The sequence below is a fragment of the Ruegeria sp. D4 genome (assembly GCF_056534475.1).
Genome location: NZ_JBQFPJ010000007.1, coordinates 167,586 through 191,014 on the forward strand (window position 1 = coordinate 167,586; position 23,429 = coordinate 191,014).

Consider the following 23,429-nt stretch of genomic DNA (forward strand, 5'->3'; position numbering starts at 1 on the left):
CAGCAATGGTAGCAATTCGTGTAATCCGTGAAGATGGAGCGGACCCTTCGGTTCCCCTGCCCTCGTATGAAACATCGGGCGCGGCGGGCGCGGACGTGCGGGCCAATCTGCCGGGTGGCGCGCCGATCCGGCTTGAACCGGGTCAGCGGGCACTGGTGCCGACCGGGCTGCGGATCGAAATTCCCAACGGGTATGAGGTGCAGGTGCGCCCCCGTTCCGGGCTTGCGCTGAAACACGGAATTACCTTGCCAAACACGCCCGGCACCATCGACAGCGACTATCGCGGCCCGTTGGGTGTGATCGTTCTGAATGCTGGGCAGGATGTGTTCGAGATCACGCATGGCGAACGCATTGCGCAACTTGTGGTGGCCCCGGTTGTGCAGGCCGTGTTCGAGGCCGCGGTTGCCCTGTCCGACACCGAACGCGGGGCAAGTGGCTTCGGTTCGACCGGGCGCGGCTGATGATACTGGTTCTGGGGCTTGCCGCCGGGCTTTGGGGCATCGGGTATTTTGCCGGAGTTTCACGCGGGGCGCGGAATGTATCCGTTGCCGTATTGTTGGCCGGGGTCATCATTGCCCAACTGGTGCTGCCGGATGGAAACCCGCTAAGGCAGGCGACCGGCGGATCGGCGGCCGTCTGGCTGATCCTGGGTGGCGCGGCCGGTCTTGCTCTGATTTATGGCAGGTTGTTGAGGATGCTGCGCGCTCGCGCAGTGCCTGCCAAGGAGCCTGCTATGCCATCTGATCAATTCAGCGAAACCGAACTTGACCGCTACGCCCGACACATCGTTCTGCGCGAACTGGGCGGACCCGGGCAGAAACGGCTGAAAAAGGCGCGGGTTCTGGTCATTGGTGCCGGCGGGCTTGGCGCCCCGGCCCTGCAATATCTGGCAGCGGCAGGTGTCGGCACAATCGGCGTGATCGACGATGATGAGGTCGAAAACGCCAACCTGCAGCGGCAGGTGATCCATCGGGACGCGGATATCGGCATGCCCAAAGTGTTTTCCGCCCAACAGGCAATGGAGGCGCAGAACCCGAATGTGGTGGTTCTGCCCTATCATCGCCGCCTGACAGATGAGATCGCCGAAGAGCTATTCCGCGATTTTGACCTGATCCTGGACGGTACCGACAATTTCGACACTCGTTATCTGGCCAACCGAACGGCAGTGGCGCTTGGCAAGCCTCTGATCTCGGGCGCGCTGTCGCAATGGGAGGGGCAACTGAGCGTCTTTGATCCGGCTGCGGATGGCCCCTGCTATCAATGCATTTTCCCCGAAGCCCCGGCCCCCGGGCTGGCTCCTTCCTGTGCCGAAGCGGGTGTCGTTGGCCCCCTACCCGGTGTGGTCGGATCCATGATGGCGGTGGAAGCCATCAAGGTCATCACCGGCGCGGGGCAGGCCTTGCGCGGCGAAATGCTGATCTATGACGCGCTTTACGGCGAAAGCCGCAAGATCACCCTGTCCAAACGCGACGATTGCCCGATCTGCGCAAGCGCCGGGGTTTAACCCAATCCGCCGCGCGCCAGCGGCGCGCGGCCCGGCCCAACCCCGCCAGGGCAAGTCTTTGATGTGTCCCGCGGGGGCGGGAGCGTAGCGCTAACCCAATGCGCGATCCAGATCGGCGATCAGGTCTTCGGCGTCTTCAAGCCCGACAGACAGGCGGAAAATACCGTCGCTGGCATAGGCGCGGTAGTCCTCAAGCTGCGCACCACTCAGCCGGAAGGACGTTTCCATCAGGCCATCGGTTCCCATCCAGAAAATCAGGCTGCGATGATGCCCCAGCGACACCGCGTAGTGAATCACCTCAAGCCGCTCGATCATCTGCTGCGCGATACGCTCGCCATCCGCGGCGCTACCTACCTGAAACGAAATCATGCCGGATTTGTTCGACATCTGCCGTGCCGCCAGATCCGCCTGCGGATGCGAGGCAAGACCCGGATAGATGACTTTCGTGACACGTGGGTCGTCTTCCAGCCAGTGCGCCACGGCCATTGCACCCGCCTCGTGCGCTTTCATCCGCAACGGCAGGGTCGAAGCCCCGCGCGCGATCAGCCAGGCGTTGAAGGGGGACAAAACGCCTCCATGATGAATACCTGCCTCGATCCGCATTTTCGCGATCAGCTCGGCGGACCCGGCAACGGCGCCGCCAATCGCATCACCATGGCCGCCGATATATTTGGTAATCGAATGCATCGTCAGATCAACGCCAAGACCCACCGTGTCCATGCCCAAAGGCGATGCAAAGGTCGCATCACAGCTGAGCAACGCCCCGGCGTCACGCGCCAGTTTCGAGACGGCGGCCAGATCGGTCAGGCGACCGATCGGGTTCACCGGCGTTTCCGTGTGGATCAGGCGGGTGTTGGGGCGAATTGCGGCCGCCACCGAGGCCGGATCGGACATGTTGACCGCCGAGACTTCGATCCCCATACGCGGCAAAGTCTCGCGTGCCAGTTCCGCGACCCCTGCATAAGAAACATCCGACACGATCAGATGATCTCCGGCGGACAGAAAGGTGAAAAAGATCGCTGACGCAGAAGCCATCCCGGACGCGCTTGCCAGACAGGCTTCAGTCCCCTGTAACGCGGCAATCTTGGCCTCCAGACCCGCGACCGTCGGGTTCGCCCAGCGCGAATAGACAAACGGGCTGTCCGGCGTCAGGTCATGGGCCGAAAAACCCGCCAGATCCTCGGTCACATAGGTCGAGCTCATGTGGATCGGCGGAGCAGACGCGTTGGTCGAGGCATCCGGCGCATCGCCTGCGTGGATGGCCCTGGTCATGATCCCGGCGGGACGGTTCGGCTTGGTCATATCCTGTCTCCCTTTGCCGACGACCCTGCGTGCGCCACACTACCGATGCAAGCCGGATTGCGACTTTTTCAGGCGACGTGCACGCCCGCCCTCTGGACCATCACAGGCAGGCTGCCTACCTTGTCGGACAAAGGAGATCTGAATGACCAACCCGATCCTGTCCGACTGGAACACCCCTTTTGCAATCGCCCCATTTGCCGAGATTTCGGACGATGATTTTGCCCCGGCGCTGGATCAGGCATTGGCCGCGCACACCGCCCAGATCGATACCATCGCGACAAATCCGGACGCCCCGACATTCGCCAATACAATCGAGGCACTCGAAGCCGCCGGGGAACAGCTGGACAAGGTTCTGGCGGTCTTTTTTACGGTCGCAGGTGCGGACAGCAACCCGGCGCGCGAAGCCCTTCAGCGCGATTTCTCACCCAAACTGGCGGCCCATTTTTCCGCGATCTCATCCAACAAACCTCTGTTTCAGCGGGTCGCCGATCTTTGGGCGCGGCGCGGTGAATTGGGCCTGACCGACGAACAGGCGCGTGTCCTGATGCTGACCCACCGCGGTTTTGTGCGCGCGGGTGCGGCGTTGCAGGGTGATGACGATACCCGCATGCAGGAAATCAAATCCCGCCTGGCCACGTTGGGCACATCCTTCACCCAGAACCTGCTGGCGGATGAAAGAGACTGGTTCATGGAGTTGACCGAGGGTGATCTGGCCGGTCTGCCCGGTTTTGTTACCGATGCCGCCCGTGCGGCCGGCAAGGAGAAAGGGCTGGATGGCCCGGTTGTGACCCTGTCACGGTCCTTGATCGTGCCGTTTCTGCAATTCTCGCCCCGCCGCGATCTGCGCGAAAAGGCGTATCTCGCGTGGGCGGCGCGTGGTGCGAAAGGCGGGGAAACCGACAATCGCGGGATTGCCGCTGAAATCCTTTCGTTGCGCGAAGAACGCGCTACGCTGCTGGGTTATGGCAGCTTTGCCGATTACAAGCTGGAAACGGAAATGGCCCGGACGCCGGATAGGGTGCGGGACCTGCTGATGCAGGTTTGGAAGCCTGCTAAGGCGCGCGCAGATGCCGATGCCGAAACCCTGACGCAAATGATGCAGGAGGACGGGGTCAACGGGCCGCTGGAAGCCTGGGACTGGCGATATTACGCGGAAAAACGGCGCAAGGCCGAGCATGATCTGGATGAGGCCGCGCTCAAGCCGTATCTGCAGTTGGAGCGTATGATCGAGGCGTCCTTTGCCTGCGCCAATCGGCTGTTCGGGCTGGAATTCAAGCCGCTGGATTTCCCGCTCTATCACCCCGATTGCCGCGCATGGGAGGTGACGCGCGATGGCAAGCATATCGCGGTGTTCATCGGGGACTACTTCGCGCGCGGTTCCAAACGGTCCGGTGCCTGGTGCAGCGCAATGCGCGCGCAGGCGAAATTCCCCAAGGAACAGGCGCCAGTTGTCATTAATGTCTGCAACTTCGCCAAAGGCGACCCGGCGCTGCTGTCCTACGACGACGCGCGCACCCTGTTTCACGAATTTGGCCATGCCCTTCATCAGATGCTGTCGAATGTGACCTATGAAAGCATCTCGGGCACAAGCGTTGCGCGGGACTTTGTGGAACTGCCCAGCCAGCTTTACGAACACTGGCTGGAAGTGCCCGAGGTACTGGCAAAATACGCAACGCATGCAGAAACCGGCGAACCGATGCCAAAGGACATGTTGGAGAAGGTACTGAAAGCGGCCAATTTCGATCAGGGCTTTCAGACCGTGGAATATGTCGCCTCGGCTCTGGTCGATCTGGCATTCCACGACGGCGCGGCCCCAGCCGACCCCATGGCGAAACAGGCCGAAGTTCTGGCCGAAATCGGAATGCCGCGAGCCATCGGAATGCGCCACGCCACTCCGCATTTCGCGCATGTCTTTTCCGGGGACGGATACAGTTCCGGCTACTACAGCTACATGTGGTCCGAGGTCATGGATGCCGACGCCTTTGCGGCATTTGAGGAGGCGGGCAGCGCCTTCGATCCTGATCGCGCCCAGGCGCTTGAGGACAACATCCTGTCCACCGGAGGCTCACGCGAGGCCGAAGACCTGTATCTCGCCTTCCGTGGCCGTCTGCCGGGTGTCGAGGCACTGCTGAAAGGGCGGGGCCTGATCGCCGCCTGATCCGGGGGGGCGTCAGTACCCCAACTGGCGATCCACCAGATGCAGGAAGGGCTCGCCCGCCTCACCGCGCCGGATGTTTTCGCAGATAACCTGCGCGGCAGTGATCTCGCGGGTTTCGGACGCGATATGAGGTGTCACAGTCACGTTGGGATGTGCCCAGTACGGATGCTCGGGCGGCAGTGGTTCGGTCCGGAACACATCCAGCGTGGCATGGCCCACCTGCCCGGAATTCAACGCATCCAGCAAGGCATCATCGTCGATCAACGGCCCGCGACCCGGGTTGAGGATTCGGGCACCTTTGGGCAATAGAGCCAGCGTTTCCGTGTTCAGCGTGTTTTCCGTCGCTGCCGTATCGGGCAGCAGCAGAACCACAATTTCTGCCTGAGACAGCGCCCTTTTCAATCCCTTCTGCCCATGCAGACAAGTCACGCCGTCGACGTCCTTGGGCGTGCGGCTCCAACCGGTAACATTGAAATTCAGCGCGGCCAGTGCCTTGGCGCAGGCCAGCCCCAAAGCGCCCAGACCCAAAACCGTTACATGCCGTTGCTGCGCGAGAGGCGGCGCTTCAGGCGTCCAGACGCCGTCCTGGACGGTGATGTGACGATCCATCCCCAGATGGTAGCGCAGCACATGCCCGACGACCCATTCTGTCATGCCTTGTGTCAGCCCGTGATCGACCATCCGGGCCAGCGGCACGATCAGTGTTTCATTGTCCGCGATACTTTCGATTCCGGCCCACAGGCTGAGTACAGCCTTGAGCCGACTGAAGGGCCCGAAATCCCGCAATCCGCCCGTCGGTCCGTAAACCACGTAGTCGACCTGTTCCGGTGAAATCTCTGGCGACAACTCAAACTCCAGCCCGGCTTCGGACAGGCCCTGGCGCAGCAACGGCTCATAAACAGGCCAAAGCCCGGGACGTGCGGAAAACAGGACATTCACTGTCATGGATTGCCTTTCAGATTAACGAGGACGATGGATATGCGCGCTTTGAACGATGCCGAACGCGGCCATCAGAACCAGCATGGCCGAGCCGCCATAGCTGACCATGGGCAGCGGAACGCCGACAACCGGGGCAAGACCCATGACCATGGACATGTTGACGGCAAAGAACAGGAAGAAGTTCAGTGCAATGCCCAAAGTCACAAGCGATGAGAAACGGTCTTTGGTCGTCAGCGCGGTAACCATGCAGAAAATCAGGATCAGAGCATACAGGATCAACAGCGTGATGCCGCCGACGAACCCGAACTCTTCGGCCAGTGTGGTAAAGATGAAATCGGTATGTTTCTCGGGTAGGAAGTTCAACCGCGACTGAGTGCCCTGCATAAACCCGCGTCCGTTCCAGCCCCCGGATCCCAGGGCAATCTTGGACTGTGTAATGTGGTAACCCGCGCCAAGCGGATCGGTGGAAGGATCGAGAAACGTATCGATGCGCCTGAACTGGTAGTCCTTGAGCAATTGCCAGTCTGTCCCACGGCTATTGAACACTGTGGCGATCAGCCCGACACCTGCTGCAATCACGGCGGCGAAATAGGCCCAGTGGACACCAGCCAGAAACATCAGGCCACCGCCAGCAGCCAGCAACAGGATCGACGTACCCAGATCAGGCTGTTTGAGCACCATGAACGTTGGGATCAGGATCAGGGCAACAGGGATGAGCACCCAAAGCGGGCGCGAGGTCTTGTGCGACGGCAACCAGTCGTAATAGGCGGCCAGCACCATGACCAGGGCAACCTTCATGACCTCGGACGGTTGAAGCCGCATGAACCCAAGGTCGATCCAGCGCTGCGCGCCCATGCCGACCGTGCCGAAAAGCTCGACAAAGATCAGCAGAACGATCGAGCCGAGATAGGCCAGAACCGACATGTTGCGCCAGAACCAGATCGGCACAAGCGCCACGATGAACATGGCCGCCAGACCCATCCCGAACCGCTCCATCTGCGGTTCGGCCCACGGGGTCCACGAACCGCCCGCCACCGAATACAGCATCAGGAACCCGGCACTGGCCGTGCTGATCAACAGCAGGGTCAGCGGCCAGTTCATATACAGAAACTTGCGAAACCCCGACGGCGTGGATTTGACGGCATATTCAAGATAGCTCATGCGCGGTCCTTTTCATCCGGACGCGCTTTGGGGCGGCGATCGCCCTCCAGCCGTTTTTGCTGTTCCTTGATGCGCTCGCGGTCGGCAACCGGATACGCCTCAAGCGGGGGCGTACCGTTGTAGAGCGCCTGAAGCATGATGTCCCGCGCGACAGGGGCCGCCGCCTTGGACCCACCGCCGCCATGTTCAACGACGACGGCTATGGCGTATTTCGGATTATCGTACGGGGCAAAGCTGACAAACAGCGCGTGGTCGCGCCGTTCCCAGGGCAGGTCTTCGTTTCGGATCACGCCAGCGGCGCGTTCAGCTTTGGTAATATTGCGGACCTGACTGGTACCCGTCTTGCCCGCCATGCGAAACTCATCTGCGATGATACGGCTGCGGTAGGCCGTTCCACGCCGGTCATTGGAGACCGAGAACATCGCTTTGCGCACCTGTGACAGGTTCCGCTGATTGACCGCAAGTGGCTCACCCGCGCCCGAGGGCTGTTCGACCCCGTTGACCGACCGGACCAGGCGCGGCGTCACGGCGCGGCCTGTGGCGATCCGCGCGGTCATGACGGCAAGCTGCATGGGCGAGGCCAACATGAAGCCCTGACCGATCGAGGCGTTCGCGGTGTCCCCGACCAGCCATTCCTGCCCGTGGACCCGCTGTTTCCATTCCTGATTTGGCGCCAGCCCCCCTGCCACGGCCGACATCGGAATATCGTGCTTGATGCCCAGCCCGAAGGTTCGGGCCATGTCGGATATCCTGTCGATGCCCACGCGCAGGGCAACATCATAGTAGTAGACGTCGCAACTGCGTTTGAGAGAGGTTTCCAGATCGACCGTACCGTGCCCGCCGCGCTTCCAGCAATGGAACCTGCGGCTGCCGACTTTCAGATGACCCGGGCAATATACCGTGTTGCCGGGCCCGATCACGCCTGCCTCAAGCGCAGCCATGGCCGTGATCATTTTGAAGGTCGACCCCGGTGGATAGGTACCCTGTACCGTCTTGTTTGCCAGCGGACGATATTTGTCCTGTGTCAGCGACCTGTAATCGGCGACCGAGATACCGCGTACAAACAGGTTGGGATCAAAGCTGGGGGCCGAGGCAATCGCACGCAGATCGCCGGTTTCGCAGTCTATCACAACCGCCGCCGCGCTTTCCCCGGCCAATCTGGCCTGTGCGTATTGCTGCAGATCGGCGTCGATCGACAATTGCAGGTCGGCCCCGGCTTCACCCTCCTGGCGGTCCAGTTCCCGCATCACGCGACCGGTCGCGTTGACCTCGACCCGCTTGGCCCCGGCCTTGCCGCGCAGGGTGGCCTCCTGCTTGGCCTCCAGCCCGACCTTGCCGATCTGGAACCGGGGGATGCGCAAAACCGGCTCGGGGTCTTCCATCTGGCTCAGGTCGTAGTCGCTGACCGGGCCGACATAACCGACGATATGGGCGAAATCCTCATACCGGGGATATTGGCGGGTAAGACCGACTTCGGGCGTCACGCCGGGCAGGGCAGGCGCGTTCACCGCCACTTTCGAGATGTCCTCCCACGTGACCTGATCTGCCAACGTGACCGGCAGGAAGGGTGCGGACCGGCGCATTTCCGTCCTGGCACGCTCGATCTCATCCTCGTTCAGGGGGATCAGTTCCGAAAGCTTGGCAATGACCGAGTCGATATCACCCGCGTCTTCGCGCACGATCACGATCCGGTAGGACGGCGAGTTCTGGCCAATGACCTGCCCGTTCCGGTCATAGATGCGCCCGCGTGTCGGCGGGATCAGGCGGATGTTGATCCGGTTTTCCTCGGCCAGCAGCCGGTACTGATCGGCCTGATCAACCTGCATAAACCGCATCCGCGCAGCCAGACCACCGATAAAGACCGCCTGCAAACCACCCAGAACCAACGCCCTGCGCGGCAGACGTTTGTAGGCAAGGCCTTGGGATTTGGTGCGTTTCTGCTTCATGCCCGCGCCCCGACAATACCGGCATCCGCAGCTGAAATACGGCGGACGCCCATACCATTCTGACTGATCAGTACAATCAAGGGATAGATGGCGATGGTCAAAATCAGTTGAACAACTGTCGGCCAAAAGGCGGCCTGCTGGACCGACAGAACCGACAGAATGAAACGGTTGAGCACAAAGATACCGGTCATCACCGCCGCGACCGAGCTCCATTCGCCAAAAAATCCGACATCCCGCATTCCCGGCGCTGCCGAGCGCAAATAGTTTGTTGCCACAACGACCAGTGCCGCCAGCAACCCCGGCGGCCGTTGCAGAAGCAGGTCGGCTATCAGCATGACAACGGCCACAATTGCGATGGGCGTGTATTCGGGGCGCCGCAGCACCCAGGCGAATGTGAGGGCGATCAGAACATCCGGAAACGGCCAGCGGTCCGGCTGCGTGTTCAGCGGCAACAGGTGCAGAAACAGCACTAGAACCACCAGAAAAACATAGAGGCAGCGCATGGCCCAGAGATGGGAAACAGCCTTATCCATCTGCGGCCTCATCCGGGGTCAGGGATGCTTCGGGCCGCAGCGGACCAACGATATCCCCGGAATCACGAATGGCGGGCGCCGACTGGTAGCGCAGCACGCGCAGAAACTCGAGCCGCTCGAAATCGGCGGACAGACGCACGCGCAACCTGCCACCCGGATCGGCGGTGATCTGACCGATCAGCAATCCTGCCGGGAAAACGCCACCGTCGCCCGACGTGATGACCCGGTCGCCGGGTCGGACGAGTTCACGGTTTTCCAGAAACTCGACCAATGGTACCGCTGTATTGTCCCCCTTGATCAAAGCGGTCTGCCCGGAAGGCTGGATGGTGGCAGGGATAGCGCTCGAGGCGTCCGTCATCAGGATGACACGCGCCGTGTCGGCGCCGACGCCGGAGATGCGCCCAACCAGCCCGATCCCGTCCATGGCGGCCCAGCCATCGACTATACCGTCCCGCTGTCCCACGTTCAGAACGACAGACTGCCGGAAGGGGGAGCCGCTGTCGGCCATGACAACACCGGTGATATAGGTCAGGCGCGGATCCAGCCGGACGTTGTTCAGGTCCAGCAGCCGGGCGTTTTCCTGTTCCAGCTGCAGCGCCGCCTCTTTCCAGGCACGCATCCGGCGCAGTTCACTGCGCAATTCCCGGTTCTGCTCGCTCAGCCGCTGATAGCTCTGGAAATCGCGGACCAGGTTGACCGTGGCCGTGACCGGCACCATGGCCCATTCCATCGAGGGCACCACGGCATCCACGACCTGAGCGCGAAACCTCTCGACCCGTGGGCTGTCAATGCGCCAGACCAGAAAGATACCCAGCAGGCACAAAACAACGATCCCCAGCAACAAGCGGCGTAAGGGGGTGGTGTATTCGTCGCGCTGTGATCGGTCCTTTGCCACAGGACTCCTTCCCGTGCTGCTCGCGCCCGATTGTTAACCCTGTATTGGAAGGGTGCGCGCCTTAGCTTTCGTAGTCAATCGCGTGGCGCAGTTGTTTTTCGTATTCCAGCGCCTTGCCGGTTCCCAAAGCCACACAATTCAGGCTTTCATCGGCAATCGACACGGCCAGACCGGTCTGTTCGCGCAGCGCGAGGTCCAAATCACCCAACAGAGCGCCACCGCCGGTCAGCATGACCCCCCGGTCCACAATGTCCGCTGCCAGATCGGGCGGCGTGGTTTCCAGCGCGGTCATCACCGCCTCGCAGATCTGCTGGACTGGTTCGGACAGCGCCTCAGCCACCTGAGCCTGGCTGATCTCGATTTCCTTTGGCACACCGTTCAGCAGGTCGCGACCACGGATATGCATCGACTGACCACGGCCATCATCGGGCATACGGGCAGTGCCGATGGTGGTTTTGATACGCTCGGCGGTCGATTCACCTACCAGCAGGTTCTGCTGACGGCGCAGGTACGAGATGATGGCCTCGTCCATCCGGTCCCCACCGACGCGAACCGAGCGGGCATAAACGATGTCGCCCAGCGACAGAACCGCAACTTCGGTTGTACCGCCACCGATATCGACGACCATGTTTCCGGTCGGATCGGTGATCGGCATTCCCGCGCCAATGGCGGCCGCAATGGGTTCAGCGATCAGACCCGCGCGACGGGCCCCCGCGGACAGAACCGACTGTCGGATTGCACGCTTTTCGACCGGTGTCGCACCATGCGGAACACAAACGATGATTTTCGGTTTCGAAAAGGTCGAGCGTTTGTGCACCTTGCGGATGAAATGTTTGATCATTTCCTCGGCGGTGTCGAAGTCGGCAATGACCCCTTCACGCATCGGGCGGATGGCCTCGATGGAACCGGGGGTCCGGCCCAGCATCAGCTTGGCGTCTTCGCCCACAGCCAGCACTTTCTTCACGCCATCCTTGACGTGATAGGCGACCACAGAGGGTTCGGACAGAATGACGCCGCGCCCTTTGACATAAACCAGCGTGTTCGCCGTCCCAAGGTCAATGGCCATGTCCGCTGTGAACAGGCCGCCCAGATTGCCAAAGATCCCCATGTTTCCCCTGATCCTGTCTGTCAGAATTTTCTACTGCCCGCGACTCGACGGTTCCGGGACGGATGACTTATAGGGTGCCAACACGCCCGATTAAAGGCCTGATTCCGTGACAATCAGCGCCTTTTCGCCTCATTGATAGGGACTTTAGAAGGCAAAATGCTTTCATATCAACATATTTACCACGCCGGGAATCTGGCGGACGTGCAAAAGCACGCATTGCTGGCCTGGACGCTGCGTTATCTGACGCAAAAAAACAAACCGCTGAGCTACATCGAAACCCACGCCGGACGCGGGCTATACCATCTGGACTCGGAGGAGGCCCGCAAAACCGGCGAAGCGGACGCGGGCATCGAAAGGGCGCGGCGCGAGGCCTGGTTCGATCCGGAACACCCGCTGGCCCGGGCAATCTCGGACATACAGGCCCGGTATGGACCGGCCTGTTACCCGGGTTCTCCCATGATCGCAGCCAGCCTGTTACGCCCACAGGACAATTTGCATTTCGCGGAACTGCACCCAAAGGAATACGCGGCCCTTTCAGGCGCGCTAACGGCCCGAAACGCACGGGTGTATCGGCAGGATGGCTATGAACTGGCGCAATCCCTGCTGCCGCCCACGCCGCGTCGTGGAATGTTGCTGATCGATCCCAGCTACGAGGTGAAGGCCGAATATGGTCGTTTACCGGTGATCGTCGCCAAACTGCACCGCAAGTGGAATGTCGGGGTGATCGCGCTGTGGTACCCGATTCTGGCCGATGACCGTCATAAGCATATGCTGGCGGCCCTGACCAATCAGGCATTGCCAAAGGTGATGCGCCACGAAGTGATCTTTCCGCCTGCCCGGGAAGGGCACAACATGATCGGTTCAGGGATGTTCATAATCAACGCTCCGTACGGTTTCGAAGATGAAACCGCGCGGCTTACGGCCCTGTTCGACAGGATCTGAGAGACGTTCGCGCAAACAACGGAGGAACCCTCGCCCCGTTTGCCGGCATCAAAGATGCAGTCAATTGGTTTGGGCCCGGCACCGCGCCAAAGCGCGGTGCCGGGCCCAAAGCCGCAAGGTGGTTCTGCGCAGCCGGACCGCCGCGGGTGCGGGAGCTTTCCCGCTCTTCAGGTCAGGTCCTTGTAGCTGATCTCACGCGTGTCCGCCCCCGGCCCGGCTTTTGCACGGCGCACGACCAGGCGGTTGAGAGCATGGATATAAGCCTTGGCCGAGGCCACCACAGTGTCGGTATTCGCCGATTGGCCGGTTGCAATCATGCCATCCTCTTCCAGCCGCACCGAAACAGTGGCCTGGGCGTCCGTCCCTTCGGTGACGGCATGCACCTGATAGAGCTGCAGATGAGCCTCGTTCGGGAAGATCGCGCGGATCGCCCTGAACGTCGCATCAACCGGGCCGTCACCGTATTCCGTGGCGATGACATCCTTTCCGTCAACCTCAAGCTCAACCGTCGATTCTGCCTGACCTCCGGTGCCGCAGGTGACTTTCATCGACACCAGCTGCAGAAAATCGTTCGCTTCGTCATCATCCAGCGTCATAAGCGCGATGATGTCGTCGTCAAAGACCTCTTTCTTGCGGTCAGCCAGATCCTTGAACCGAACAAAGATGTCCTTGAGCTGGTTGTCACCGACCTCATAGCCCAGCGTGTTCAGCTTGTCCCGCAATGCCGCGCGGCCCGAGTGCTTGCCCAAGGGCAGCGAAGTGCCAGACAATCCCACATCCTCGGGGCGCATGATCTCGAAATTGTCGCGGTTCTTCAGCATCCCGTCCTGATGGATACCGCTTTCATGGGCAAAGGCGTTCTTGCCGACAATGGCCTTGTTGAACTGCACGTTGAAGCCCGACACCGTGGCGACCCGGCGCGAGATATGCATGATCTTGGTGGTATCGATCCCGGTGCGGAACGGCATTATGTCATTGCGGGTCCGCATGGCCATCACAACTTCTTCCAGCGCGGTATTGCCCGCACGTTCGCCAAGGCCGTTGATGGTGCATTCGATCTGACGCGCCCCGCCGATCACGGCCGCCAGAGAGTTCGCGGTCGCCATCCCCAGGTCATTGTGACAGTGGGTCGCGAAGACGACTTCATCTGCGCCGGGAACGGTTTCGATCAGGCGCTTGATCAGATCGGCGGATTCCAGTGGTGCCGTATAGCCGACAGTGTCGGGTATGTTGATCGTGGTCGCGCCTGCCTTGATCGCGATCTCGATAACGCGGCACAGGTAATCCCATTCCGTCCGGGTCGCGTCCATTGGCGACCACTGCACATTCTCGCACAGGTTGCGGGCATGGCTGACCGTTTCATGGATCTTTTCCGCCATTTCGTCCTGCGTGAGGTTCGGAATGGCGCGATGCAGCGGAGAGGTGCCGATGAATGTATGAATGCGGTTCTGTTCGGCGTGTTTGATCGCCTCCCAGCAGCGGTCGATATCCGCGAAATTTGCGCGGGCCAGACCGCAGATGCGACTGTTTTTTGAACGTTGGGCGATTTCGGAAACCGCTTTGAAGTCACCCTCAGAGGCGATTGGGAAACCGGCCTCGATGATGTCGACGCCCATGTCGTCCAGCAGCTCGGCGATCTCAAGCTTTTCGTCATGGGTCATGGTGGCGCCGGGGCTTTGCTCGCCGTCGCGCAAAGTGGTGTCAAAGATCAAGACGCGGTCTTGGTCGGTCACGTTGGTCATGGGATTCTCTTTCTTCTTCTGTCCTAAAGCCTATGGCGCGCGGGCGTCCTCCTCTGAGCGGGCGCGCCGAATGGCACGCTCAGAGGCGGATTAGGATCAGTAGGCCACGCAGCGACGCACCGCAAAAAGCGGTGTCGGCATAAGGGATATCTGCGCGGTTGATCATGACTGTGAGGTTATACAGAGCCCGCAAGGAATGAAAAGAACCAATTTGCGATCCTCTGACCGGACCCGGCCTTTTCAGCCGGGCATTGATTCGGACGGGTATCCTTCTAGGTTGGCGCACATGAAATCAGCATTGATCATCGGCTCAAGCGGAGGAATTGGACGCGCCATTTGCAGGCAGCTGGACCTGCAACAGGTCAGCGTGACCGGGTTGTCCCGCTCGGCCGATGGATTTGACATGACGAAACCCGACGCGGTTCACTCCGCGCTGGACAAGCTTCAGGGCCCGTTTGATCTGGTTCTGGTCGCCACTGGCGCGCTTGAGATCGATGGCCACGGGCCGGAAAAGACCATCCGGTCGCTGTCTTCAACGGCGATGATGGACCAGTTCGCGTTGAACGCGGTTGGGCCAGCCCTTGTGCTTAGCCACGCAAATCGGTTGCTGCCTCGGGATCGGCGTTCGGTTTTTGCCATCCTGTCCGCGCGCGTCGGTTCCATCGGGGACAACCGGCTTGGGGGATGGATCAGCTACCGCGCCGCAAAGGCAGCGGTCAATCAGATCACGCGCACCGCTGCAATTGAACTGGAACGCACACATGCACAGGCGATTTGCGTGGCGCTGCACCCCGGTACGGTCAAAACCGAGTTTACGCGAAAATATCTGGGGCGGCACCCGGCAGTCGAACCGGATGAAGCTGCCCGCAATCTGCTGTCCGTCATCGAAGGATTAATGCCTGCGGATAGCGGCGGCTTTTTTGACTGGGCCGGTGAACGGATACCCTGGTAGGTAAGGGTCACCCATCCGAAGCGGCCGGTTCCTCTGCGTTTTCCTGCGTTGGTTCATCCGCATCCGTGGCGTCCTGGGATTCGTCAGCCTTTTCCGCCAGCGCACCATTTTCCCAGACACCGGTTTCTTCCAGCCCGTTGGCATATTTCATGGTGCCGTTGCCTTGCCGTTTGTTGTCAACAAAGCTGCCTTCATAAACGTCGCCGGTTGCGTAGGTGGCAATACCATCACCACTGATCTTGCCGTCAATCCAGCCGCCCGTGTAGCTGAACCCGTTTGGCGCTGTGATCGTTCCTTCGCCGTGGCGCTCACCGTTCCGGAAATCACCCTCGTAAACGGTGCCGTCAGCGAAACTGGCCTTGCCCTTGCCGTGCCGTTCGCCGTCAACCCATTCGCCCTCGTATCTGTAGCCGTTGGCAAATGTCAGAACGCCCTGGCCATGGCTGCGGGCATTCTTGAATTGTCCGGTGTAGACGACGCCGCTGGGATAGGTCGCCTTGCCGTTGCCTTCGAACACGCCGGCGATCCAATCGCCTTCGTAGATCGTACCGTCCGCAAAAGTGTTCATACCCTTGCCGTGCGGCAGGTCAGCCTGAAAGTCCCCGACATAGGTTGATCCATCCGGATAGATCAACTCACCAAATCCCTCAATCTGGCCTTCGGACCACTCGCCGTTATAGTCGAACCCGTCCGCGCCGAGAAACCGGCCTTTGCCGTGGCGGCGATCATCCACATAGTCGCCTTCATATGTCGCGCCATTCTTGTAGGTCGCCTTGCCTTTTCCTTCGCGCCGACCCTCGACCATGTCCCCTTCGTAGACATCGCCGTTGGCCTGGGTGAGACGGCCTTTGCCGGTGATCAGATCCTGTGACCAGTCCCCCGTGTAGATCATCCCGTCAGAAAGCGTCAGCGTACCCTGGCCATGACGCAGCCCGTTTTCGATATCGCCTTCATAGACGCCGCCTTCGGCGTAAGTTATCCGGCCTTTGCCCTGCTTCACGCCGTCGACCCAATCACCGTCATAGACATAGCCGGCAGGATCCTTGATCATGCCCTTGCCGTGATGGCGGTCATCCTTGAACTCGCCTTCATACTGCATTCCGTTTGCGTATTCGGCGATACCTGTCCCGTTGATGGATCCGCCGGCCCAATCGCCTTCGTAGCTGCCGCCATCGGCAAAAACGATCTTGCCGCGCCCCTCGGGCTGGCCTTTTGCAAACATCCCTTCATAGACCGAGCCATTGGCGTAGCGCGCGATGCCCTTGCCCTTGATCTCGCCTTCGAACCATTCACCGGAATACTCGAAACCGTCAGGCAGGCGATACGTGCCGGTCCCATGACGTAGTCCATTTTCAAACGTGCCCTCGTAGACGCCGCCAACCTCGTCATCGGCGATGATGACGTCGTCACCCTGCGCGGCCACGTTGACCGCCGTCAGGGCCAAAAGTGAAACGGCTATAGATATGCGAAACAAGTTCATGGGTTTTCACGCCTGGCCGGTCATGCTTTGAATGCGTTCTGTTGCGCAAAACTAAGGCACCACTCAGGGCAGGGCAACGGCTTTTGCCGCATTTGTCTTTTCCTCACGGTGCGATCTGGTAAATGGCAATAGGACAGTCGAGGGCAAGAGGGCAGTATGGCCGACCGTTTCCGCATCACTCTGGCGCAACTCAACCCCGTTGTCGGGGATATCGACGGCAATGCTGCCAAAGCCCATGCCGCCTGGGAACAAGGGCGCGATGCAAAGGCCGATCTGGTGGCGTTGCCCGAAATGTTCATCACCGGGTACAACACGCAGGATCTGATCCTGAAGCCGGTGTTTCACCAAGCGGCCATGGCTGCGGTCGAATCGCTTGCTGAACGCTGCGCCGATGGGCCGGCGCTGGCAATTGGCGGTCCGTGGGTCGAGGATGGCAAACTGTTCAACGCCTATCTGATCCTCAAGGGTGGGCGGATTTCCAGCAAAGTCCTGAAACATCACCTGCCCAATGAAACGGTTTTCGACGAAGTCCGCCTTTATGACGCCGGACCGCTGGGTGGCCCCTATTCGGTGGGCAACACCCGCATCGGCAGCCCGATTTGCGAAGACAGCTGGCACGAGGATGTAACCGAAACGCTGGCAGAAACCGGCGCCGAGTTTCTGCTGATCCCCAACGGATCACCGTATTTCCGCGACAAATACGACATACGCCTGAACCACATGGTGGCGCGCGTTGTCGAAACCGGACTGCCGCTGATCTACCTCAACATGGTGGGCGGTCAGGACGACCAGGTTTTTGACGGCGGAACATTCGGCCTGAATCCGGGTGGAGAGCTGGCGTTCCGGATGCCCGTGTTTGATGAAGCGATCACACATATTGATCTGGAACGTAGCGAAGATGGCTGGCGCATTGCACCGGCAGAAATCGTGCCGCAACCGGATGAATGGGAACAGGATTATCGCGCAATGGTTCAGTCCTTGCGCGATTACATGGGGAAAACAGGATTCGGCAAAGCCCTGCTTGGCCTGTCAGGCGGCATCGATTCCGCTCTGGTGGCGGCGATAGCGGTAGATGCGCTTGGGTCGGAAAACGTGCGCTGCGTGATGTTGCCATCGGAATATACCAGCCAGGCCTCGCTGGACGACGCCGAGGCCGTCGCAAAGGCGTTGGGCGTGCACTACGATTTTGTTCCGATCTCGGAAAGCCGCGCCGCTGTCACCAATTCGCTCGCCCCGTTGTTTGAAGGTCGAAACGAAGACCTGACCGAAGAGAATGTTCAGTCTCGCCTGCGTGGACTTCTGCTGATGGCAATTTCCAACAAGTTTGGCGAGATGCTGCTGACAACCGGCAACAAATCCGAGGTCGCGGTGGGATATGCCACCATTTATGGCGACATGAACGGCGGTTACAATCCGATCAAGGATCTGTACAAGACCCGCGTGTTCGAGACCTGCCGCTGGCGCAATGCCAATCATCGCGACTGGATGATGGGACCGGCGGGTGAGGTCATCCGCCCATCAGTTATCGACAAGCCCCCAACCGCTGAACTGCGCGAGGACCAAAAAGACAGTGACAGCCTGCCCGACTATCCGGTTCTGGATGCCATCCTGGAGATCCTGGTCGACCAGGACGGCTCGATCGCCGATTGCGTGGCGGCAGGTTTTGACGAGGCCGAGGCCCGTCGGGTCGAACATCTGATCTACATCAGCGAGTACAAGCGGTTTCAGTCTGCGCCGGGAACAAGGCTGACCAAACGCGCCTTCTGGTTGGATCGCCGGTATCCCATCGTGAATCGGTGGCGTGACACCGATTGAGTACCGGAACTGACCGTCGCGATTATGGGCAAAAATCGTTCCCATAATGGAGCATCGGGAAACAGTCCCGCCAAAACCTACCCCTTTGTTTGCTAAGCTGGTCAGTTTGAACGGTTTTTTCCGTCCGGTGCCGCTCCTAGCTTGCCCGACTGACAATGTTTTGCCACATTTAAGCTGCAATGCCGCCGCATGTGGGGCGAGTGTGACGCATTCCTGGCAGAACAAGTTTTCAGGCGATGTGTTGGATTCAAGTGTGGCGCATCGATCTGCGAATGTCTGAGTTAACGGTTTGGTGTTACAATGCATGAGGAATATGAAAGGCCGTATTACCCGTATCTGCGTCTAAGGACGATGGAGTCCCCGGCACAGGAATTGGACGAGGCCGAGTTGGAGGCCGCAATTGCCGCGGTCATGTGTGAGGAGCTCTCGCAGAGCACTCCGTCGCTTCAAACAGTACGCTCCGAGTTTCCGGTGCTGGCTTCGGCTGAAGAGATTTCGGAGCAGGCTGAACCTCAGCCAACCGGCCTGACGGCGACACTTCGCCAGAAGTGGGCCGAGTTTTCGGGCGCGGCGTAGTCCAGCTCACAGAATTTCGCTGGAAATTTAGGTCTCATTGCTTTCAATTGCGGCTCGAGTTTGAGGGCGCAATTGAAACCTGCTGCGCCACGCCCACGGATCGCCCCTGATACACCGCGCCCAGAAGGCCTTCGGCTTTTTGAGCCGTTCGTGATTTCAACGTCATGTCAATTTGCAACCCTCGTTACGTGCCACGGTGCTTTGCAACCGACCTACCGAACTGACAAAAATTCCGTCATTTTGACGGCTTCTGGATGCAATTCGTCAGATTGGTCCCTATGAAGCGTAACCCCTTTCAGCCATTTTCCACGCAAGACAGTTTTTGTGGAGAAACTGATGTCCTGGAATATTTGTGTCATCGGGGCCGGCAAGATCGGGCAGATGATCGCGACGCTTTTGAAAGGGTCGCCGAATTACAGTGTTACGGTTGCGGATCATGACCTGAAAGCCTTGGGCGATATCGCGAAAATAGGCGTTAGCACCAAACAGATCGACGCCACTGACGCGGACGGCATGGCCAAAGAGCTGACGGGATTTGATGCCGTCATTTCGGCAGCACCGTTCTTTCTGACCCCGACCATTGCCAAGGCAGCCAAGGCTGCGGGCGCGCATTATTTCGACCTGACCGAAGATGTCGCCGCAACCCAGGCGGTGCGCGAGCTTGCCGAGGGCAGCGAGACGGCGTTCATGCCGCAATGCGGCCTAGCACCCGGCTTTGTCGGGATTGCCGGCGCTTCTCTGGCTGCAGAGTTTGACGAGATCGACAGCCTGCATATGCGGGTGGGCGCATTGCCGCTGTATCCGACAAATGCGCTGAAATATAATCTGACCTGGTCAACCGACGGGCTGATCAACGAATACTGCAACCCGTGCGATGCCATCGTGAACGGCAAGCTGGTCAAGACTGCACCGCTGGAAGATTACGAGGTTCTGGGCCATGACGGCGTGGAATACGAGTGCTTCAACACTTCGGGTGGCTTGGGCACATTGCCGGAAACGCTGGAAGGCAAGGCGCGGGCCGTGTCCTATCGCTCGATCCGCTATCCGGGCCATTGCGACATTCTGAAATTGCTTCTGAACGATCTGGGGCTGGAACGCCGCCGCGATCTGCTGAAAGAGATTTTCGAAGCCGCATTGCCCCGCACCGACCAGGACGTCGTTCTGGTTTACTGCACCGCCAAGGGCAGGATTGACGGGGTGCTGCGCGAGAAGTCCCTGATCAACAAGTCCTTTGCCCGCACCATCAACGGACAGGTCTGGAGCGCCATTCAGGTCACCACCGCCGCAGGTGTTCTGGGCGTGGTTGACCTGATGCGCATCGGCGCACTGCCCGCGAAGGGGTTTGTCCGGCAGGAACAGGTCAAACTTGATGACTTCCTCAACACCGAATTCGGCCAGCTTTATCGCGCTGGTGACGTCACCAAACAGAACAAGGCAGCCTGAGATATGAAAGACATTGTGATGACAGCCCAAACCACGCTTGCGAATTTGGATCTGACCGAGGCCGAACTGAACGGCGGCACGCTCAAGGTGACGTCTCCGATCGATGGCAGCCTGCTGGCACAAGTGCACGAGACACCGGTTGCAGAGATGGACGCTGTCTTTGCCCGCGCGCAATCGGCTTTCAAAGCCTGGCGTGTCGTTCCGGCACCGCGCCGCGGCGAGTTGATCCGCCTGCTGGGCGAGGAGCTGCGGGCCGCCAAGGATGATCTGGGCGCTCTGGTCAGCTGGGAAGCTGGCAAGATCACCTCGGAAGGTCTGGGCGAAGTGCAGGAGATGATCGATATCTGCGATTTTGCTGTCGGCCTGTCGCGTCAGCTTTACGGTCTGACCATCGCCTCCGAGCGCCCCGGTCACCGGATGATGGAGACATGGCATCCGGCAGGTCCGGTCGGCGTGATCTCGGCCTTCAACTTCCCGGTCGCGGTCTGGTCCTGGAACGCGGCGCTGGCCCTGGTCTGTGGCGATCCGGTGATCTGGAAGCCGTCCGAGAAGACGCCGCTGACCGCCATGGCCTGCCAGAGGATTTTTGAGCGCGCGCTCGCCCGGTTCGGCGATGCGCCTGACGGCCTGCTGCAAACCCTGATCGGGGGCGCCGCCCTGGGTGAAGCGCTGGTGGCCAGCGAGGATGTTCCGGTGATCTCGGCAACAGGTTCGACCCGCATGGGCCGCGCGGTGGCCCCCATCGTGGCGCAACGTTTCGGCAAGTGCATTCTGGAGCTGGGCGGAAACAACGCTATGATCGTTGGCCCTTCGGCCGATCTGGAAATGGCGGTTCGTGCCATCGTGTTCTCTGCTGTTGGCACCGCCGGTCAGCGCTGCACCACCCTGCGTCGCCTGATCGCGCACAACTCGATCCACGAGGAACTAGTGAGCCGTCTGAAGAAGGCCTATGCCGGTCTGCCCATCGGCAATCCGCTGGCCGAAGGCACCTTGGTCGGCCCGCTGGTGGATGAAGCCTCGGGCGCGGCCATGACCGCAGCGTTGGAGGCCGCAAAAGCCGAGGGCGGAACTGTCTTTGGCGGTAATCGGGTGACCGAAAACGTGCCGGCCGGCGTCTACATGGAACCTGCTATCGTCGAAATGCCCGGTCAAAGCGCGGTGGTGAAGACCGAAACCTTTGCGCCGATCCTTTATGTCATGGGATATGACGACTTTGCCGAAGCGCTGGACATTCAGAATGATGTGCCGCAGGGCCTGTCATCCTGCGTGTTCACCCTGAACATGCGCGAGGCCGAGCAGTTCCTGACCGCGGCCGGATCGGATTGTGGCATTGCCAACGTCAACATCGGACCTTCCGGCGCCGAGATCGGTGGCGCGTTTGGCGGTGAAAAAGAAACCGGCGGCGGGCGCGAAAGTGGCTCGGATGCCTGGAAGGCATACATGCGCCGCCAGACCAACACCGTGAACTACTCGGCCGAACTGCCGCTGGCGCAGGGCGTCAAGTTCGACATTTAGGCTTTCGTCAATTGAGATTGGCCGATCAGCCGTTCTGACAGGTCAAAGATACAGAACTGAAATTCCCCCGGGTGCAGATGCTTGGGGGAATTTTGTTTCGAATGGGTTTTGCGAGCTTCTGCTCCAATATGCCTGTAATGCGCTTCCGCTACATTCCGGAAAGCCCCGCATTGGTGTTCAACAGAAACTGGCGAAAGATCGGACTGCTCGCCGCGCCTATGCCGCGCGCGTTTTCCCCGACCGCTGCACTTTCAACGACCGGCGGGATCAACCCCCGCTTGTCCTGGTTGGCCAGATAGCGACGCACCCTTGAAACCAGTTCTTCCCTGACCTCCGGCGGGAATGCCCCATCTATGAAGATTGCCTCGAAATCAATGACAGCACAGATCGAAAGCGCGGCTTTGGCCAATTCCTGAGCTGTTGTGCCAATCCACGGCTCAACATACCGGGAAATGCTGCTCCAATCCTGCGGCTTCTTCCAGAGAATGCCCGGATCGACGCCCGCTTCGACCAGCCTGTCCTCAAGCAAAAACAGCGAGGCTGTGTCGATCAGCTGCTGGCTTTCGCCCAGGGGGCCGGTGGTGCGCATCGCGCCCAGGGCCCCGGCGTTGCCCTGGTTGCCCTCGAACACCGTGCCATTCAAAGCGACCCCGCCGCCGATCATCGAGCCGATGAAAAAGTAGAAATAGTCGCGGTATTCCGCGCCGCGACCGTAGAGATGTTCGGCGTGACACGCTGCTGTCGCATCGTTGACGACAAAAACAGGCAAACTGCTGAACCTGGCCACCTCGCTAAAGAAGTTTACGTTCTTCCAGGACCGGAACTGTTTGGCCGCCAGCCCCGTCAGGTCGTGCCACTTCCAAAGCTCGAATGGGGTGCCAATTCCAATCCCGCAAACGCGATCCCGAAGTTTCCGGGGCTCATGCGCCAAAAGCGTTTCCAGGCCAGCCTCCAGAAATCCGAATACGGCTTCTGGCAGCGGGTAGTCATAAGTGGTGGAAAGCTGGCGGCGCGGCTTGCCTGTAAAGTCGATCAAAAGCAGGTCTGCACTGCGCCGCCCAATCTTCATGCCGACCGAAAGGATGCCTTCCGGGTTCAACTCCATCGGGACCGAAGGCTTGCCAACTTTCCCACGTAAAGGGGTTCCACGTTTGAGAATCTCATCCTTTTCAAGTTTGCGCAGGATGATTGAAACGGTCTGAGGAGAAAGGCCGGTCAACCGGGCAACATCCGCACCCGCTGCCGGTCCATGGCGTTGTAAAACCGTCAAAATCAGGCGCTCGTTATGATCGCGAACACCGCTTTGACTTACCCCGCCGGTCAGCATTTTAAGTGCTTCTTTCTCCATAATCCCGAACATAACCACCTTGTTTTCTTATGAAAAGATATCTGATCGAATTAATAAATAAACTTTATTT

20 protein-coding genes are annotated in these 23,429 nt (G+C 59.9%); 9 read left to right on the forward strand and 11 right to left on the reverse strand.

All coding sequences use genetic code 11. The features are described 5' to 3' along the window. Positions 1-5 precede the first annotated feature (5 nt). Positions 6-461 (forward strand): dUTP diphosphatase, encoded by a 456-nt coding sequence (dut, locus tag ACR0MI_RS12425; RefSeq protein WP_170615717.1) that lies wholly within the window; start codon positions 6-8, stop codon positions 459-461. After that, positions 461-1,504, forward strand: a complete 1,044-nt coding sequence (locus tag ACR0MI_RS12430; protein ID WP_170615719.1) for a molybdopterin-synthase adenylyltransferase MoeB — start codon at positions 461-463, stop codon at positions 1,502-1,504. The genes dut and ACR0MI_RS12430 overlap by 1 nt, the downstream gene beginning before the upstream one ends. Positions 1,505-1,594: 90 nt before the next feature. Here ACR0MI_RS12430 and ACR0MI_RS12435 read toward each other — a convergent pair whose 3' ends face one another. Further along, positions 1,595-2,806, reverse strand: coding sequence for an aminotransferase class I/II-fold pyridoxal phosphate-dependent enzyme (locus tag ACR0MI_RS12435; protein ID WP_170619574.1), 1,212 nt, complete (start codon positions 2,804-2,806; stop codon positions 1,595-1,597). A gap of 142 nt (positions 2,807-2,948) precedes the next feature. Between ACR0MI_RS12435 and ACR0MI_RS12440 the strand changes: the two genes are divergently transcribed. Then, positions 2,949-4,964 (forward strand): M3 family metallopeptidase, encoded by a 2,016-nt coding sequence (locus ACR0MI_RS12440; protein ID WP_170615723.1) that lies wholly within the window; start codon positions 2,949-2,951, stop codon positions 4,962-4,964. Positions 4,965-4,976: 12 nt separating this feature from the next. Here ACR0MI_RS12440 and ACR0MI_RS12445 read toward each other — a convergent pair whose 3' ends face one another. The 6 genes from ACR0MI_RS12445 to ACR0MI_RS12470 form a co-directional block, all read right to left on the reverse strand. Then, the gene (locus ACR0MI_RS12445) at positions 4,977-5,909 is read right to left on the reverse strand and encodes a 2-hydroxyacid dehydrogenase (RefSeq protein ID WP_170615725.1); all 933 of its coding nucleotides are present in this window, start codon (positions 5,907-5,909) and stop codon (positions 4,977-4,979) included. 15 nt (positions 5,910-5,924) lie between these two features. Continuing rightward, entirely contained in the window at positions 5,925-7,064 is a 1,140-nt protein-coding gene (gene rodA, locus ACR0MI_RS12450; protein ID WP_170615727.1) for a rod shape-determining protein RodA, read from the reverse strand. Beyond that, on the reverse strand, positions 7,061-9,010 hold the full coding sequence (mrdA, locus tag ACR0MI_RS12455) for a penicillin-binding protein 2 (protein WP_170615729.1): 1,950 nt from the start codon (positions 9,008-9,010) through the stop codon (positions 7,061-7,063). The genes rodA and mrdA overlap by 4 nt, the downstream gene beginning before the upstream one ends. Further along, positions 9,007-9,543, reverse strand: coding sequence for a rod shape-determining protein MreD (locus ACR0MI_RS12460; RefSeq protein WP_170615731.1), 537 nt, complete (start codon positions 9,541-9,543; stop codon positions 9,007-9,009). The genes mrdA and ACR0MI_RS12460 overlap by 4 nt, the downstream gene beginning before the upstream one ends. Next, positions 9,536-10,438 (reverse strand): rod shape-determining protein MreC, encoded by a 903-nt coding sequence (gene mreC / locus ACR0MI_RS12465; protein ID WP_170615733.1) that lies wholly within the window; start codon positions 10,436-10,438, stop codon positions 9,536-9,538. Before mreC ends, ACR0MI_RS12460 begins: the two co-directional genes overlap by 8 nt. Positions 10,439-10,499: 61 nt before the next feature. Further along, on the reverse strand, positions 10,500-11,546 hold the full coding sequence (locus ACR0MI_RS12470) for a rod shape-determining protein (RefSeq protein WP_039523195.1): 1,047 nt from the start codon (positions 11,544-11,546) through the stop codon (positions 10,500-10,502). Between the two features lie 156 nt (positions 11,547-11,702). Here ACR0MI_RS12470 and ACR0MI_RS12475 point away from each other — a divergent pair, with 156 nt between their 5' ends. After that, positions 11,703-12,488, forward strand: coding sequence for a 23S rRNA (adenine(2030)-N(6))-methyltransferase RlmJ (locus tag ACR0MI_RS12475; protein WP_170817153.1), 786 nt, complete (start codon positions 11,703-11,705; stop codon positions 12,486-12,488). A 167-nt stretch (positions 12,489-12,655) separates the two neighbouring features. Here the strand turns inward: ACR0MI_RS12475 and ACR0MI_RS12480 are convergent, their stop codons facing one another. Continuing rightward, positions 12,656-14,230 carry a 2-isopropylmalate synthase gene (locus ACR0MI_RS12480; protein ID WP_170615737.1) on the reverse strand — a complete coding sequence of 525 codons (1,575 nt, stop codon included), beginning with the start codon at positions 14,228-14,230 and terminating at the stop codon, positions 12,656-12,658. 286 nt (positions 14,231-14,516) lie between these two features. On the opposite strand from ACR0MI_RS12480, the gene ACR0MI_RS12485 reads away from it, so the two are divergent. After that, entirely contained in the window at positions 14,517-15,182 is a 666-nt protein-coding gene (locus tag ACR0MI_RS12485) for an SDR family NAD(P)-dependent oxidoreductase (protein WP_170615739.1), read from the forward strand. Between the two features lie 7 nt (positions 15,183-15,189). Here the strand turns inward: ACR0MI_RS12485 and ACR0MI_RS12490 are convergent, their stop codons facing one another. After that, the gene (locus ACR0MI_RS12490) at positions 15,190-16,662 is read right to left on the reverse strand and encodes a 2-isopropylmalate synthase (protein ID WP_170817154.1); all 1,473 of its coding nucleotides are present in this window, start codon (positions 16,660-16,662) and stop codon (positions 15,190-15,192) included. 156 nt (positions 16,663-16,818) lie between these two features. Between ACR0MI_RS12490 and ACR0MI_RS12495 the strand changes: the two genes are divergently transcribed. Next, a complete protein-coding gene (locus ACR0MI_RS12495; RefSeq protein WP_170817155.1) occupies positions 16,819-18,477 on the forward strand; it encodes an NAD+ synthase in 1,659 nt (552 codons plus the stop codon). Positions 18,478-18,777: 300 nt separating this feature from the next. Beyond that, entirely contained in the window at positions 18,778-19,053 is a 276-nt protein-coding gene (locus ACR0MI_RS12500) for a hypothetical protein (RefSeq protein WP_170615745.1), read from the forward strand. Positions 19,054-19,096: 43 nt separating this feature from the next. Here ACR0MI_RS12500 and ACR0MI_RS12505 read toward each other — a convergent pair whose 3' ends face one another. Then, positions 19,097-19,219 carry a hypothetical protein gene (locus ACR0MI_RS12505; RefSeq protein ID WP_480854494.1) on the reverse strand — a complete coding sequence of 41 codons (123 nt, stop codon included), beginning with the start codon at positions 19,217-19,219 and terminating at the stop codon, positions 19,097-19,099. Positions 19,220-19,389: 170 nt separating this feature from the next. On the opposite strand from ACR0MI_RS12505, the gene ACR0MI_RS12510 reads away from it, so the two are divergent. Next, on the forward strand, positions 19,390-20,496 hold the full coding sequence (locus ACR0MI_RS12510) for a saccharopine dehydrogenase NADP-binding domain-containing protein (protein WP_170615747.1): 1,107 nt from the start codon (positions 19,390-19,392) through the stop codon (positions 20,494-20,496). Between the two features lie 18 nt (positions 20,497-20,514). Further along, entirely contained in the window at positions 20,515-22,011 is a 1,497-nt protein-coding gene (gene amaB / locus ACR0MI_RS12515) for an L-piperidine-6-carboxylate dehydrogenase (protein WP_170615749.1), read from the forward strand. Between the two features lie 148 nt (positions 22,012-22,159). Here amaB and ACR0MI_RS12520 read toward each other — a convergent pair whose 3' ends face one another. Then, on the reverse strand, positions 22,160-23,359 hold the full coding sequence (locus ACR0MI_RS12520) for an ROK family transcriptional regulator (RefSeq protein WP_170615779.1): 1,200 nt from the start codon (positions 23,357-23,359) through the stop codon (positions 22,160-22,162). Positions 23,360-23,429: the final 70 nt, after the last annotated feature.